Here is a 14,518-nt window from a genome sequence, read left to right as displayed (position 1 = left end):
GAGTCAGTAGGTCTTTCTGCTGGCAAAAACATTTGCAGGGTGTCTGCAAGGGCTTTGCCTTTTCCCGCCCCACAAGTCCCCCACCCGGCTGGGCAGATCATCGATCAGCACCCAGCCTCCGTCCCCTTCGCTGCCCTCGTTTCGTTCATACAGCCCAGCCAAGCCTTGCATGCGTGCTGAGGCATTTCCTGCGCACCTGCGCGCGAAAAAACCCCATAAAAACAGGAAAGACCATGAATGCACTGACCCGAACCTTGCTCGACCTGAGCGTCCGTAAAAAACTGATGACCGGCTTCGGCCTTCTCATGCTGATTACCCTGTGTATGGCCTGGGTAGGCCACTGGGCGATGGATACCAGCCTGCGCCGCATGGACAACCTGCAATTCGTCAACGCCATGGACAGAACGCTGAGCCAGGCACGACAGCAGGAAAAGAATTACATCATCCGCGGCAACAACCAGTATCTGGACAAGGCCGTCCAGTTTGCCGAGGACGTCGGCAAGCAGGCCCAGGAAAACGAAATACGCCTGCAATTACCGCAGAACAAGGAACTGATGCGCCAGGTGCAGACGGACGTGAAGAACTATCACGACCAGTTGCTCGACCTGCAGAAAGCCACCGAGCTCAACCAGACCGCACAGAAGGCCATGGAGGAAGCGGCCCGAGGCGCGACGCAACGCCTCGAAGCCTTGAACCAGGCGCTACGCCAGGCCACCATCGAGCAGATCAACCAAGGCAACTACCAGGGCAGCGCCGAGCTGTTCGAGCAGAGCAACAAGGCCCATGACCTGGTCGAGGCCGTACTGGAGTCGAGACGCCAGGAAAAGAACTTCCTGCTGCGTGCCGATGAGCGCTACGTCCAGCAACTGGATGAGATCTACACCTCCATGCAGAGCGATATCCAGAATCTCGCGCGCATGAGCACGGAGCCTTCCATCCAGCAACTGCTGAAGGAAGCCTCCACGCAACTCGCCAACTATCGCCAGCATTTCGCCGAACTGCGCAAGTCCATCAGTGAACTCGACCAGTCCGAAGAGGAAATGAACGAGAGCGCGCAAAAGGTGGCCAAGGCTTCCAGCCAGGCCATGCTTCTGCAGCGAGGATTGCTGGAAAGCGGCTCGAGCGACGCCAAGAGCATGCTCATCGGCGCCGCCGTGGTGGCGATCATCCTTGGACTGCTCTGCGCTCTGGGCATCACCCAGGTGATAGTCGGCCCGCTGCAAAAGGTCGTTGGCATTGCCCGGCAGATAGCCGCTGGCGATCTGACCATGAACATCGCCAGCGACCGTCGCGATGAACTCGGCCAGTTGATGCAGGCCATGCAGGAGATGGCCAGCAGCCTGCGCGACCTGATCGGCACACTCGGCGCTGGCATTACCCAGCTCGCAACGGCGGCAGAAGAACTCTCGGCAGTGACCGAACAGACCAGCGCCGGCGTCACCCAGCAGCGCATGGAGACCGAACAGGTCGCCACCGCCATGAACGAAATGACTGCCACGGTACTGGACGTCGCGCGCAACGCCGAAAGCGCCGCCAACTCGGCCAGCGAAGCCGAAGGCCAGACCCGCCAGGGTGGCGCCGTGGTGAAGCAGGCCATCGAGCGCATCGAACGCCTGGCGCAAACGGTCGAGGAATCGGTGGAAACCATTACCCGCCTCAAGGGCGACAGCGCCAATATCGGCACCGTGCTCGACGTGATCAAGGGCATCGCCGAGCAGACCAACCTGCTGGCGCTCAACGCCGCCATCGAAGCGGCCCGTGCCGGTGAGGCAGGCCGTGGTTTTGCCGTGGTCGCCGACGAAGTCCGCGCCCTGGCACGGCGCACGCAGGAGTCCACCGCGCAGATCGAACAGTTGATCGCCGCCCTGCAGAACGGTGCCGAAAGCGCCGTAAGCGTCATGGACAGGAGCAGCGGCATGGCCAGCGACACCGTGGAGGCGGCACGTCAGGCCGGCACCGCACTGGAGCAGATCGACGAAGCAGTGTCACGCATCCAGCAGATGAACCAGCAGATCGCCACCGCCTCCGAACAGCAAAGCTCGGTGGCCGAGGAGATCAACCGCAGCGTTTCCAGCATCCGCGACATCGCCGAGCAGTCGGCCGCCGCCAGCGAGGAAACCTCCGCCTCCAGCGTCGACCTGGCCCGTCTGGGCAGCGACCTGCAGCAGCAGATCAGTCGCTTCCGCGTGGCCTGAAGCATGGCCGGTAGGTGGCGCTCTGTCCTCAGGCGGCCTACCCGAAGCCCCTCTCAAGCACGGTGGGTTTCCGACGGATACTCACCGAACAATGCCCGGTAGTGGCTGGCGAAATGGCTGAGGTGATAGAAGCCCATCTGCGCCGCCACCTCACCGACCTTGAGCTCGGCTGCCGAGGTCTCGATCAGGCGCCGACGCACCGCGTTCAGGCGCAGGTTGCGCAGGTATTCCACCGGGCGCGTGCCGGTGATCACCTGGAAGCTGTTCTGCAGCGTGCGGCGGCTGACCCGCAATCGTTCGCACAGGTCGATGATGCTGACGGGTGACTCGCTGCCCGCTTCCATTGCCAGTTCCTGGCTGCGCTTGACCAGGTAGGCGCACACAGCGGAACTGCCGCGCCGGTCACGCTCCTCTCCGCTGGCATGGCTGAACAGGTCGAGAAAGGCATCGAGCAGGGTGTCTTCGAGCATCTTCTCGACGGCGGCATTGACCGGCTCACGGCGTTGCAGCAAGTGCTCGAAGATCGGGTAGATACGCTGGCGCACACGCAGCAGCACTGGCTCGGCCAGCGACACTTGCGGCATCGACCTGAGCAGTTCGAGCTTGTCCGAGGACAGCTCCAGCGCCGCCAGCTTGGCGAAGCGCACCAGGTCGACGTTGGCACCGAGAAAGCACAGGCCCTCCGGCGAATGCAGGAGGAACTCCTCGCCATCGCGCAGCAGCACCACGTTGTGTGCCCCCACCTTCTGCCCGGACACCAACGGCGAACGGTCGGCACTCAGCAACAGGGCGATGCACAGGCGCCCCTTGGGCGAACGGCCATGCTGCACGGTGCGCTTGCCCAGGCTTTCCTGGAATATCTGGAAGTGATCAGCCGCCACCTGGCGCAGTTCGCTGGAGAAGCTGCCGCAGCTTTGCTGGTCGTAGACCTGCTGCCAGCCCTGGATGGCACTGGCATGCTGCTGCGGGTCGGAAAAGGAACGGATTTCACTGAACATGACCATCGCCTCTCTGCACGCTTCTCCGCCTGGAGTCCCCTGATCGGCTAGGCGCCTTCTTGGTTTGCTTGTCCGAAGCCTAGAGCCAGCTCTACTCCCATCATCCGTACGCGGTACTCACCCATCTGGATATCCAACGGTGCCAACAGCGCCCCGGACAGAATCACCTGGCCAGCCCGCAGCGGCTGACCATCGGCCAGCAGCCGGCGCAGCAGCCAGAGCAGGTTCTGTTCGGGTATCTCGCCGGCCTCGGCGCTGCCGAGCACGGCGTCGTCATGCATCAGGCGACATTCGATGCGGCGGCAGGCCTGGGCGTCGAACCGCTGCCAGGGGCCAAGGCAGTACAACCCGGCGGCCGCATCGTCGGCCAGGAAGGCGCCGGCATCGAAGCGCCAGCCCTGCCAGCGGCAATCGGCGATCTCGAAGGCCGGCGCCATGCGGCTCACGGCGGCCAGCAGGCTGACGTCATCATGCTCACCGGGGGCGATGTCGCGGCCCAGCTCGAAGGCCACTTCCACCTCCAGCTTGGGCGCGATCAGCCGCGCCAGCGGCAGCAGGCTGCCGGGCGCGCGCTGCATGTCGGCGCTCAGCCAGCCATATACCGGCTCGCTCAGGCCCAGGCGCGCCTGGGCTGGCGCACCGCTCAGGGCCACCTTCCAACCGCCGAGGGCCACGCCAGCCTGCGCCAGCGCCTCGCCCTGCAGGCGGTAGCCCTCCACCAGCGACACGGCCTGCTCCAGCCTAGGCAGCGGCTGGGCCTGCTGCAGCGCCTGGCGCAGCGCGGCAGGCAGTTCGCTCAGGCCACTCATGACAGTTGCCGGGCCAGCTTGCCCAGCACCTCGTCCAGACGTTCGGGAGTGGTGAGCGCAGCGACGAAGCGATCCGGGCGGATCACCACGACGTTGTCGCGGGCCTTGGAAAACCACTCGGCCAGGCGGTTATCGACGTCTTCCACACTGATCACGCCGTCGGTACTGAGCGGCTGGTTGCGCGCTCCGCTACGCGAACGGTTGACCTGGATGAAGCGGGTTTCCAGGCCAGCCCAGAAGGCCTGGGTTTCGTCGCTCAATTGTTCGAGCGGATTGCAGCGGTAGCCCAGCACCGCATACCAGGGGCCGAGCACCTGGTCGAGACGGATGCGGGTGCCGGTTGCGTCTTCCACGTCCGGCTGGATGAACAGTTGGCCGACCAGATCGTCCTCGCGCAGATCCTGACGCTCGTGGTGCACCAGGCCCTTGGCCAGTGTGGCCCTGGGCTTGAACTTGAATTCCGAGAGGTGCGAACGCAGGGTGTCCACCGTGTTCACCGCCTGGAACAGCCAGTCCCGCACGCCGGCCACCAGGGGGTTGGTCATGCCCAGCATGGCGCCCATGTTGTCGGCCAGGGCGATCAGATCGGTGGCATGGCCACGCCGCTCCTGGTCGTAGGTTTCGATGATCGCCGGGTTGGCCCGCCCCTTGAGCACCGCCGCCAGCTTCCAGCACAGGTTGGCGACGTCACGCAGGCCGGAGTTGAGGCCCTGGCCGGCCCACGGCGGGGTGATGTGCGCGGCGTCACCGATCAGCGCGACGCGGCCGCTGACGAAACGCTCGGCCACCCGCGAGTTGTGGGTGTAGGCACGGATGCGGACGATATCCAACTGATCCACGGCCTCGCCGATATGACCACGGATCAGGCGACGGATATTGCCCTCCTCGCACATGGCCTCCTCGCTCTCGCCTTCGAGCAGCATGAACTCCCAGCGGCGTTGGCGGTACGGCAGGTAGATGCACACGAACGGTCGCTGCGGGTCGGCATGCAACGCGGTATAGGGCGCATCCAGGGTATCGTTGGCGGCATCGACCACCACCCATTTGCGCGGGTGGGTCAAACCGACCAGGGGAATGCCCAGTTGCTTGCGCACGCAGGAACGGCCACCGTCGGCGCCGATCACGTAGCGCGCACGCAGTTCGTAGGGTTCGCCATCGGTATCGCGCACCTGCAGGGTGACGCCGTCGTCGTCCTGCGCCAGCGCCAGCATCTCGTGGCCCTCGCGCAGGTCGACGCCCTCGTGGCGCACCAGTTCCTCGCGCAGGGTGCCTTCGAGCAACTGCTGCATGAAGATGTTGCGCATCGGCCAGCCGTAGTCGGCGACGCTCGGCTTGACCTCGGCGAAGCACACGCCGCGCGCGTTGTAGTAGCGCAGCGGTACGTTGGCGATCATGTCGCGGTGCGCACGCTCGGCCACACCCACGGTCTGCAATACGCGCAGGGCTTCGTCGTCCATGCCCACAGCGCGGGGATACGGCAGGATGCCCTGGGCCAGCTCCAGCACCACGCAATCGATGCCGTAAAGGCCCATGTAATGCGCCGCGGTGATGCCATTGGGGCCGCCACCGACTATCACCACCTGGGTAGTTTCCCGTTTCATTTTTTGCTCACCCGTTTCTTATTCTGATGGCTTGCTCGCTTGCCGAAGAAAGTCGGCAACGCTGCGGTTGAATGCGTCGCTCTGGTCATCGTGCACGTAATGGCTCGCGCCGGCGATCTCCACGGTACGGATGTTGCGGTTCTGCGCCTGCATCGCCGCCAGGGTGGCGGGCGGCAGGAAGTCCGAATTGCCCCCGCGAACGAACAACGTCGGGCAATCCAGCGCTCGAACTGCGGGCCACAGGTCGACCGGCTCGATGCTCAGGCGTGCCGCAGCGATGCCCTGCTGGTCATGGCGCCAGACGATGCCCTGCGCGGTCTCCTGCATGGAGTGGGCCAGCCGCGACTGCACCCCCTGCTCCGACAGACCGGGACGCGACTTGACCCAGAAGGCTCGCGCCGCCTCCCAGTCGGCGAACGTCAGTGGCGTCTGGCGCATCTCACGGCGGATGCGCTCGGCGCCGTCACCGACGCTCGACGAGCCGGGGCCGATGTCCTCGATCACCAGCGCCAGCAGGCGCCCAGGATGTTGCCGCGCATACTCCAGGGCATTGGCGCCACCGAGCGAGTGGCCGACCAGGGCGAAGCGCTGCAGCCCCAGGTGCGCGACCAGATCTTGCAGATCCTGCACATAGGATTCGCTGTGGTAGCTGCTGCTCTCGGCCCAGTCGCTCAGACCACGCCCGCGCTGATCCAGGGCGTAGCAGCAGAAGTCATCACCCAGCGTGCTGGCCAGCGACTCCCAGGTCTGCGCGTAGGCACGCAGACCGTGCAGCAGGATCAGCGGCGTGCCTTGCGGGTTACCCCAGCGCAGCACATGCAGGCGCAAGCCGCTGCGGTTGTTGAAGAACTGGCTGTGCGCGGTCATCGCGAAGCTCCCGGTCAGGTCAGGCCGTTGTCGCCCTTGATATCAGAGGCTTTCAAGCCGCCCAGGCGGGCATGCAGACGACCACGGGTGGCGAAGGCCCAGATGATGATCACTTCGTCCGGGGCCGGGCCATCGCCGAAGGTCACCGAGATGGTGTCGTACTGGTCACGCACGTAGAGTGCATCCTTGTGCGCCAGCGGCACATCGATGGTGCAGCCAGGCGCACCACGCTTGCCGGTGGATGGCACCCAGGACTTGCCACCGCCCAGAGCCACGCGTACCGGATCGGCTGCCGGGTTGGTGAGGAAGGCGTTGCCATGCTCGTACTCGCAGTTGGCGCCGACCAGGCAGGCCTTGCCGTAGCTGATGATCTTGCGCTCGCCGGCCAGCTCGCGGATGCGTCGGCCGAATTCCTCGCCCAGGGCCGGTGAGTCGTCGATCAACTGGCTCAGATCCTGGCTGAAACGCCCGGCATAGGGGTTGTGCACGGCAGCAGCGATGACGTACTTGAACAGCGGCTCACCGTCGGCCAGTTGCCCGGTCTCGTTGGCCAGGGTTTCCTCGGTGAAGCTGTACCACTTGCGGATGTGATAGCTGGCGAAGTTGCTCGCTTTCATGGTCGTGTCCTTAGAGGGGGTCGAGGGTGATATTGCGACTGGGCGCGCAGGCATCCTTGAAACGGGCCTTGGCGCGCTCGTCGTCGTGATCGGTCTCGAGGAAGAACTCCAGACGGTTGCCGTCCGGGTCGTTGAAGTACAGGCCGTTGCCGATTTCGTGGTCGGTGATCTTGACGATCTCCACCCCCTTGCTCAGCAACATGCCGTAGAGCTGGCGCAGGGTGGTCATGTCCCCTGCGATCTCCATGCCGTAATGCTGCAGGCCCAGGCCGCCCTGATGGGCGCCGGGGGCGGCCTTGATCAGGGCGATATCGTGGTGCTTGCTGCCGAAGGCCATCATCACCCAGGCCTCGCCACGGGCGCTCTCGTGCATGCCGAGCACATCGGCATACCAGAGCGCGGAGGCGTCCGGGTCGGTGACGAACAGGGACAGATGAGTCCGCACGATCTCGACTTTCATCGCGGTTCTCCTCACTTCTTGCTGGTGACAGAGGTATGCGCCGGTTTGATCTGCGCCACGGCGGGCGTCCACAGCACGTCGGCGATCTCGCTGAAGTCGCGCCACTGCTTGAGCCAGCCATCACCGCCGTTTTCCGAGGTGAACAGGTGGCCGTACTTGGTGCCGGCGATGATCTGCCGTGGGTTGCTCGGGTTGATGCCGATGGCCCAGACGCAGGAGTTGGGTTGCTGCGGCAGTGGCAGCACTTCCCAGGTCGCGGCGGCATCGCGCGAGATCAGCACCTTGCTGGTGGTGCCCGGCGTGCCGTCGGAAATACTCAGGTAGAGGGTATCCTCGCTGCCCAGCGGCGCGTTCATGGCGCGCACGTAGTACAGGCCGAAGTCGTCCCTGGCCAATTGCCCGCTCCAGGTCAGGCCTTCGTCCTCGCTGCGGTAGATGGCGTTGACGCACACCACCACGATGACTTTCCTGCCGTGGTTGGGCATGACCAGGATGTTGTGGATGTCCGAGTTGTAATCCCACAGCAGGCGGTCATCGACGCGGGTGAAGCTGTCGCCGCCATCACGGCTGTGGAACAGGCCGCCCTCCTCCAGGCCGAACCACACTTGGTTGCGGTCGGTCGGGTCATAGGCGAAGGCCAGCAGGCGCGGCTTGCTCACTCCCTCGCAGAACTCGGGAATCTCCACTGGCACGCGGTACCAGCTCTGCCCGCCGTCGAGGGTGCGCCACAGCACCGCGCGCGACGGCGCGCCGGTGCCGACGAAGATGCGCTGCGGATCCTGCGGATCGACCGCCACCTTCCACACCGTCTGCCCGTTGAACGGCGAGTCCACCAGTTGCCAGTGGCTGCCCACATCGTGGCTGACGATCAGGCCGATGTCGGCGCCGGCGTAGATCACTTCCGGGCGCTGCGGATCGAGGCTCAGCGAACGGGTGATGGCATCGAACTCCAGCGGCTGGCCTAGCCCCTGGCGGTGCCAGGTGGCGCCATTGTCGGCGCTGCGGATGATGGCCTGGCCAACGGTGGCGACCAGAAAGGTTCCGTTGCTCATAGCTGCTTGCTCCTCAGATGAAGATGCCGCGAGTCAGGCCGCCATCGATGCCGATGGACTCGCCAGTGATGGCGCCAGCCTTGGGCGATGCGAGAAAACCGATCAGCCAGCCCATCTCGATGGGCTGCAGGGTGCGGCGGATCGGCGTGGCATCGATATAGCCCTGCTCCACCTGTTGCGGGGTCTTGCCCTGCTTCACGCCTTCGCGCTCGTAGAGTTCCTGGATGTGCGGGGTGTCGACCACGCCGGGGTGGATCAGGTTGACGGTGATGCCGTCCGGGCCGAGCTGGTCGGACAGGGTCTTGGTCATGTGCGCGATGGCCAGGTTGCGCATGCCCGACAGCACCTTGCTGCCGCGCCCGGTCAGGCCGCCGATGTTGATGATGCGGCCGAAGCCCAGCGCCTTCATGTGTGGGGTGACGGCCTTGGCGCAGCGAAAGTAGCCGATCACCTTGGTGTTCATGTCCGACAGCAGCTCGTCGTCGCCGGCGTGCTCGATGTCGTTGCGCACCACGCCGGAAGGCGCGGCAGCGCCGTTGACCAGGATGTCGATGCGGCCGAAATGCTCGACGGCCTGCTGCACCATGGTCGATACGGCCTGCATGTCATTGGTGTCACAGAACAGCGGCAGCACTTCGTTGCCGGTCTCGGCGCTGATCTCTTCGGCGGCCTGCTTGAGGTATTCCATGCGCCGCGCGCAGATCACCACCTTGCAGCCTTCCTGGGAGAGAAAGCGCGCCACTTCCTTACCGATGCCCATGCCGCCGCCAGTGACGATGGCCACGCGGCCTTGCAGTTGCAGATCCATGATTCTTCCTCTTGTTTTGTCAGGTCAGGCGAGATCGACGTAGACGCTCTTGGTCTCGGTGTAGGCGTCGATCACGTGCTTGCTCATTTCCCGGCCCCAGCCGGATTGCTTGTAACCACCGAATGGCGAGGCCGGGTCGACCACGTTCCAGCAGTTGATCCACACCGAACCGGCCTTGAGCTGCGCGGCCAGGCGGTGCGCCGAGCGCAGGTCGCGGGTCCACAGGCCGGCGGCCAGGCCATAAGGCGAGTCGTTGGCGCGCTGGGCCAGTTCGTCGACGTCGCTCCAGCTCATCACCGTGAGCACTGGGCCGAAGATTTCCTCGCGGGCCACGCAGGCCTGCTCGGCGCGATCGAAGAACACCGTAGGCTCGATGAAGTGGCCCTGTTCCAGGTGTTCCGGGCGCTTGCCGCCGCAGATCAGCTCAGCGCCTTCCTGCACGCCACGCTGCAGATAACCGTTGACCGTGCTCAGCTGGCGCTCGGAAACCAGAGGCCCGAGAGTGGTGCGGCTGTCCAGACCGGAACCGATGACGTGTGCGGCAGCATGCTTGCGCAGTTCCTCGAGCACCTGGTCGAGCACCTGTTCATGCACGTACAGGCGCGAGGCAGCGGTGCACACCTGGCCCTGGTTGTAGAAGATGCCGTCGGCAGCGCCCTTGGCGGCGCGGGCGATGTCGGCATCGGGCAGGATGATGTTCGGCGACTTGCCGCCCAGCTCCAGAGACACCTTCTTCATGTTGCTGGTGGCGGCCTGGGCGATCAGCCGACCGACCTGGGTCGAGCCGGTGAAGGCGATCTTGTCGACATCGGCGTGCTGCGACAGCGGTGCGCCGGTGCGGGCACCGAAGCCGGTGAGCAGGTTGACCACGCCAGCGGGGAAGCCAGCCTGCTCGATCAGTTGCACCAGACGTACCGCTACCAACGGCGTCTGCTCGGCGGGCTTGAGCACCGAGGTACAGCCGGTGGCCAGAGCCGGGCCGAGCTTCCACACGCACATGTTGAGCGGGAAGTTCCACGGCACGATCAGCGCGCACACACCCACCGGCTCGCGCAGGGTGTAATTGAGCATCGGAGCACCGCTGGCCGGGGAAACCGGCACGGTGCTGCCTTCGATCTTGGTCGGCCAGCCGGCGAAGTAACGGATGATGTTGGCGGCACTGGCGGCCTCACCACGGGCGGCGGCGAGGGTCTTGCCGTTCTCCAGGGTGATCAGTTGCGCCAGTTCTTCGGCATGGGCGTCGATCAGCTCGGCCAGACGGAACAACAGGTAGCCGCGGCGTGCCGGCGTCTCCCAGCGCCACGGCCCCTTGAATGCTGTGCGGGCCGCTGCCACGGCGGCGTCGACATCGGCCTCTTCGCCTTCGGCGACTTCGCATAGCTGGGTGGCGGTGGCCGGGTTCTCGACCGCAAAGCGCTTGCCGCTGGCGGCCTCCACCCACTGGCCGCCGATGAACAGACGTTTGGGGGTGGCAAGAAACTCACGGACGGCAGGTAGCAGTTGAATCTCGCTCATGGCTCACAGCTCCATTTCGATCAGGCAGGGCGCGGCGCTGGCGATGGCAGTCGCCAGCGCCTGACGCAGTTCGAGGTTGCTGCGCACGCTGCTGGCCGGCACGCCGTAGCCCTTGGCCAGGGCCTTCCAGTCCACGCGTGGGCGATCCAGCTCGGTCAATGCCAGCGCCTGCGGGCCGAAGTCGGTGACGCCATAGCGGCGCAGCTCGTTCTGCAGGATCGCGTAGCGGTGGTTGGCGGCGATCAGGATGATCACCGGCAACTGCTCGCGGGCGATGCTCCACAGGGTCTGGATGGTGTACTGCGCGCTGCCGTCGGATTGCAGGCAGAACACCGTATTGCCCGGCTCGGCCAGGGCCGCGCCGAAACCGGCCGGGATGCCCTGACCGATGGCACCGCCGGTGTTGGTCAGCACGCGATGGCGGGCGGCACCGGCCGAGGCGGTGAAGAAGGGGTAACCGCAGGTGCCGCCTTCGATGGAGACGATGCAATCATGCGGCAGCGCGGCGGCCAGCACGCGCCCGACCGATTGCGGCGTCAACGCCTCGTCGGCCGGCGGCAGCTCGATACCCTGCTCGCAGGGAATATGCGCCGGGGCCTCGAGGGCATCGGCCAGAGCAGCGAGCGCACCGGTCACATCGTCGCCGACCTCGGCCAGCGACAGCAGGCGATCACGCTCGGCCAGGCGCGAGGCGATGCCTTCGTAACCGAAATAGCTGATCGGCTCCGGCACGCCGGCGCACACCACCAGGTCGTACTGGTCGAGAATCTCGATGGCCACTTCCGGGAAGTACGGCAGACGATCCAGATCAGGCAGGCCGCCACCGCGATGGCTGACCCGCGGGAAGGTTTCTGCGAACAAACGCACGCCATCGAGCTGGGCCAGGCGCCCAGCCGCTTCCAGGCCAGCCGCCGTCAGGCCGTCATCACCAACGATGAACACCAGGCGCTTGCCAGCCTTGAGTTCGGCCGCCACGCGCTCCACCTTGTCACCGGCGAAGCGCCGCACCGGCGCCTGTAGCGGAGCGAAACGCAGCGCCTCGGCATCCACCGTGTTGGCCTGCAGATCCATCGGCAGCACCAGGCTGGCGATCTGCCCGCGCGGCTGCCAGGCCGCCTGCACGGCGCATTGCAGATCCTCGCCGATGCGCTGCGCATGACGCGAAGTGCGCACCCAGCCGGACACCGCGCCGGCCAGGGCGTCGATATCGCTGGCCAGGGGCGGGTCGTAGTTGACGTGCCAGGAGGCGTGGTCGCCGATCACATTGACGATCGGCGTATTGGCGCGGCGCGCGTTGTGCAGGTTGGCGATGCCGTTGGCAAAGCCCGGGCCGAGATGAGTCAGGGTCATGGCCGGCTTGCCGGCGATACGCCCATAGCCGTCGGCGGCGCCGGTGCAGACGCCCTCGAACATCGACAGCACAGGTTTCAGCGCAGGCTCTGCGCCCATGGCCGCGACCAGCGGTATCTCGGTGGTTCCGGGGTTGGCGAAGCAGTACTCGATACCGCTGGCGACAGCGGCCTTGATGAGCGATTCGGCACCATTCATTTGACGATCCCATGGCATGCGTTGACGAATGCGAGATTTATTGCATCGCAACGCAATACCAACAAGTATTTTTTATCAAAAAGCTCAAAATACGAGATAAATGAGATTTTTTGACCTAAAAATACGCTCGAAAATCAAGGCAATTCCCAGCTATGCTTCGAGGCACGCGTCCATCCCCCCTTCCGCACGGGGCCGAACCTGAAAGGAACACCATGAGCAGCTTGAGCAAGACCCTGGGGGTGCTGGATCTGTTCGGCCCGCAGCAACTGCAGCTAGATCCGGAAACCATCGCCGAGCGCATGGGGCTGTCGCGCGCCACGGTCTACCGTTACGTCAAGGATCTCTGTGAGGCCGGCCTGCTGAGCCGTGTCGGAGCCGGCAACTACGCCCTCGGCCCACGCATCATCGAGCTGGACTGGATGATGCGGCAGTACGACCCCATCCTCATCGCCGGTCGTGAACCCATGCAGCGCCTGGCCGAGGAAACCGGCCTGGCGGTGTTCGCCAGCGTTTTCTACGACGGCCACATCATCAACACCTACATCACCGACCCCAACGAGCAGCACCACTTCGCCTTCGGCCGTGGCCATCCCCTGCCGCTGTTTCGCGGTGCGCAATCGAAGGTGCTGGTGGCTTACCAGAAGGGCCGGCGCCTGCTCAAACTGTTCGAGGAGCAGATTTCCAGGGATCCCGACAACCCCTACAGCCAGCGCAGTTGGTCGGAGTTCGCCCGCGCGGCAAAGAAGATTCGCAAGGACGGCTACTGCATCACCCATGACGAACTGAACCTGGGCCTGACCGGCATCGCCGCGCCGATCATCGTCACCGATGGCAAGGAAGTGGTCGGCAGCATCTCGGCCGTGGGCAGCACCGACACCTTCAAACTGCTGCGCCAGGAGCGCGTCATCGACCTGGTGATCCAGACCACGCGCATCATCGCCGCCAACATGCAGGCGCAGCAGACGGGCAAAGAGGTCTGAAAGGGCGCATCACAGGCGACGGAGCAGCCAGCCAACTGCGCAACTTCTTGCACAGCAAACTGTGTATAACCCTGTGGACAAATTGCTGTAGATCGCGCTGTTAAAGGGCTTGAGGTTGCTGCGCAAAAACTTGCGCAGCACTGCGCAACTTCTTGCGCACTTTTCCGTGACCTGGCACGCAATATGACCATATATCATTCATTGGTCACGCCAAGTGCCTGATTTATATTGAGCTGTAAAAGTTGGCACGCAGATCGCTTTAGACCAGGCTCCCGGATCACTTTCGATCCATGACCCAAGGCAAGGAGAGCACTCATGCCAACACCCGCGTATCTGTCCCTCGAAGGCACCAAACAAGGTCTGATCACCGCTGGCACCTTCACCGAAGACTCGGTCGGCAACATCTTCCAGGAAGGTCATGAAGACCAGATTCTGGTGCAAGCCTACAACCACCAGGTCATCATCCCCCGCGATCCGCAGTCCGGCCAACCCACCGGCCAGCGCGTGCACAAGCCGCTGATGATCACCAAGGTCTTCGACAAGTCCTCGCCGCTGATCTTCAACGCCCTGACCTCCGGTGAGCGTCTGAACAAGTGCCGCCTGGAGTGGTACCGCACCTCCTCCACCGGTACCCAGGAGCACTACTTCACCATCGAGCTGGAAGACGCCGTGATCGTCGACGTGCAGTCGCGGATGCCGAACTGCCAGGACCCGAACATGGCCCACTTCACTCACCTGGAAGACGTCTACTTCACCTACCGCAAGATCGTCTGGACTCACGAAGTCTCCGGCACTTCCGGCTCCGACGACTGGCGTACGCCGATCTCTGCCTAAGTCCTGGCCGAGTTCGTGTAATACCGCAGCGGCCAGGCATCGTCCTGGCCGTTGCGTTTACGACGATTTGTGTGAATGGGGGTTGATCTATGTGGGAGGGGCTTTAGCCACGATGCGTCGAGCCGTTTAGCTTCCTTCACCTGATCATTCGCAACCGCCAACCCGAACACAGCCTTTGTCGCGCTGCCTGCCTAGAATGGCCCGCGCCGCCAGGGCGCCTCTAAAAACGTAGGC

13 protein-coding genes are annotated in these 14,518 nt (G+C 64.4%); 3 read left to right on the top strand and 10 right to left on the bottom strand.

Going from position 1 to position 14,518, the window contains the following annotated elements:
* Positions 1-233 precede the first annotated feature (233 nt).
* Positions 234-2,195 carry a methyl-accepting chemotaxis protein gene (locus OU800_RS05990; RefSeq protein ID WP_268181965.1) on the top strand — a complete coding sequence of 654 codons (1,962 nt, stop codon included), beginning with the start codon at positions 234-236 and terminating at the stop codon, positions 2,193-2,195.
* Positions 2,196-2,248: 53 nt separating this feature from the next.
* On the opposite strand, the gene OU800_RS05985 is transcribed toward OU800_RS05990, so the two are convergent.
* Genes OU800_RS05985 through OU800_RS05940 form a run of 10 tightly spaced genes read right to left on the bottom strand, consistent with a single transcriptional unit; the run spans position 2,249 to position 12,470 of the window.
* A complete protein-coding gene (locus tag OU800_RS05985; protein WP_268181964.1) occupies positions 2,249-3,193 on the bottom strand; it encodes a helix-turn-helix domain-containing protein in 945 nt (314 codons plus the stop codon).
* A 47-nt stretch (positions 3,194-3,240) separates the two neighbouring features.
* Positions 3,241-4,002: a 2-keto-4-pentenoate hydratase gene (locus tag OU800_RS05980; protein WP_268181962.1), complete on the bottom strand. Its 762-nt coding sequence runs from the start codon at positions 4,000-4,002 to the stop codon at positions 3,241-3,243.
* Positions 3,999-5,603 carry a bifunctional 3-(3-hydroxy-phenyl)propionate/3-hydroxycinnamic acid hydroxylase gene (locus OU800_RS05975; RefSeq protein ID WP_268181960.1) on the bottom strand — a complete coding sequence of 535 codons (1,605 nt, stop codon included), beginning with the start codon at positions 5,601-5,603 and terminating at the stop codon, positions 3,999-4,001. The genes OU800_RS05980 and OU800_RS05975 overlap by 4 nt, the downstream gene beginning before the upstream one ends.
* A gap of 18 nt (positions 5,604-5,621) precedes the next feature.
* A complete protein-coding gene (locus OU800_RS05970) occupies positions 5,622-6,470 on the bottom strand; it encodes an alpha/beta fold hydrolase (protein WP_268181959.1) in 849 nt (282 codons plus the stop codon).
* Positions 6,471-6,484: 14 nt separating this feature from the next.
* Positions 6,485-7,087, bottom strand: coding sequence for an amino acid synthesis family protein (locus OU800_RS05965; protein WP_268181957.1), 603 nt, complete (start codon positions 7,085-7,087; stop codon positions 6,485-6,487).
* Between the two features lie 10 nt (positions 7,088-7,097).
* The gene (locus tag OU800_RS05960; protein WP_268181955.1) at positions 7,098-7,547 is read right to left on the bottom strand and encodes a VOC family protein; all 450 of its coding nucleotides are present in this window, start codon (positions 7,545-7,547) and stop codon (positions 7,098-7,100) included.
* 11 nt (positions 7,548-7,558) lie between these two features.
* On the bottom strand, positions 7,559-8,599 hold the full coding sequence (locus OU800_RS05955; protein ID WP_268181953.1) for a YCF48-related protein: 1,041 nt from the start codon (positions 8,597-8,599) through the stop codon (positions 7,559-7,561).
* A gap of 13 nt (positions 8,600-8,612) precedes the next feature.
* On the bottom strand, positions 8,613-9,407 hold the full coding sequence (locus tag OU800_RS05950) for an SDR family NAD(P)-dependent oxidoreductase (protein ID WP_268181952.1): 795 nt from the start codon (positions 9,405-9,407) through the stop codon (positions 8,613-8,615).
* A 24-nt stretch (positions 9,408-9,431) separates the two neighbouring features.
* Positions 9,432-10,922: an aldehyde dehydrogenase family protein gene (locus OU800_RS05945; RefSeq protein WP_268181950.1), complete on the bottom strand. Its 1,491-nt coding sequence runs from the start codon at positions 10,920-10,922 to the stop codon at positions 9,432-9,434.
* Positions 10,923-10,925: 3 nt separating this feature from the next.
* Positions 10,926-12,470: an acetolactate synthase large subunit gene (locus OU800_RS05940; protein ID WP_268181949.1), complete on the bottom strand. Its 1,545-nt coding sequence runs from the start codon at positions 12,468-12,470 to the stop codon at positions 10,926-10,928.
* A gap of 212 nt (positions 12,471-12,682) precedes the next feature.
* Between OU800_RS05940 and OU800_RS05935 the strand changes: the two genes are divergently transcribed.
* Both OU800_RS05935 and OU800_RS05930 read left to right on the top strand, forming a co-directional pair.
* Positions 12,683-13,450, top strand: coding sequence for an IclR family transcriptional regulator (locus tag OU800_RS05935; protein WP_268181947.1), 768 nt, complete (start codon positions 12,683-12,685; stop codon positions 13,448-13,450).
* Between the two features lie 315 nt (positions 13,451-13,765).
* Positions 13,766-14,284 (top strand): Hcp family type VI secretion system effector, encoded by a 519-nt coding sequence (locus OU800_RS05930; protein ID WP_003241180.1) that lies wholly within the window; start codon positions 13,766-13,768, stop codon positions 14,282-14,284.
* The last annotated feature ends 234 nt before the right edge of the window (positions 14,285-14,518 follow it).

The sequence above is a fragment of the Pseudomonas sp. GOM7 genome (assembly GCF_026723825.1).
GTDB lineage: Bacteria > Pseudomonadota > Gammaproteobacteria > Pseudomonadales > Pseudomonadaceae > Aquipseudomonas.
Note: the sequence above shows the minus strand (reverse complement) of the source record. Positions and strands in the feature narration are given on the sequence as shown.

Excerpts from the sequence above, each read along its gene's own strand:
- OU800_RS05930 (WP_003241180.1), top strand. The coding sequence starts at position 13,766 with ATGCCAACACCCGCGTATCTGTCCCTCGAAGGCACCAAACAAGGTCTG.
- OU800_RS05955 (WP_268181953.1), bottom strand. The coding sequence starts at position 8,599 with ATGAGCAACGGAACCTTTCTGGTCGCCACCGTTGGCCAGGCCATCATC.
- OU800_RS05975 (WP_268181960.1), bottom strand. The coding sequence starts at position 5,603 with ATGAAACGGGAAACTACCCAGGTGGTGATAGTCGGTGGCGGCCCCAAT.
- OU800_RS05950 (WP_268181952.1), bottom strand. The coding sequence starts at position 9,407 with ATGGATCTGCAACTGCAAGGCCGCGTGGCCATCGTCACTGGCGGCGGC.
- OU800_RS05970 (WP_268181959.1), bottom strand. The coding sequence starts at position 6,470 with ATGACCGCGCACAGCCAGTTCTTCAACAACCGCAGCGGCTTGCGCCTG.
- OU800_RS05985 (WP_268181964.1), bottom strand. The coding sequence starts at position 3,193 with ATGTTCAGTGAAATCCGTTCCTTTTCCGACCCGCAGCAGCATGCCAGT.
- OU800_RS05945 (WP_268181950.1), bottom strand. The coding sequence starts at position 10,922 with ATGAGCGAGATTCAACTGCTACCTGCCGTCCGTGAGTTTCTTGCCACC.
- OU800_RS05940 (WP_268181949.1), bottom strand. The coding sequence starts at position 12,470 with ATGAATGGTGCCGAATCGCTCATCAAGGCCGCTGTCGCCAGCGGTATC.
- OU800_RS05965 (WP_268181957.1), bottom strand. The coding sequence starts at position 7,087 with ATGAAAGCGAGCAACTTCGCCAGCTATCACATCCGCAAGTGGTACAGC.
- OU800_RS05990 (WP_268181965.1), top strand. The coding sequence starts at position 234 with ATGAATGCACTGACCCGAACCTTGCTCGACCTGAGCGTCCGTAAAAAA.
- OU800_RS05935 (WP_268181947.1), top strand. The coding sequence starts at position 12,683 with ATGAGCAGCTTGAGCAAGACCCTGGGGGTGCTGGATCTGTTCGGCCCG.
- OU800_RS05960 (WP_268181955.1), bottom strand. The coding sequence starts at position 7,547 with ATGAAAGTCGAGATCGTGCGGACTCATCTGTCCCTGTTCGTCACCGAC.
- OU800_RS05980 (WP_268181962.1), bottom strand. The coding sequence starts at position 4,002 with ATGAGTGGCCTGAGCGAACTGCCTGCCGCGCTGCGCCAGGCGCTGCAG.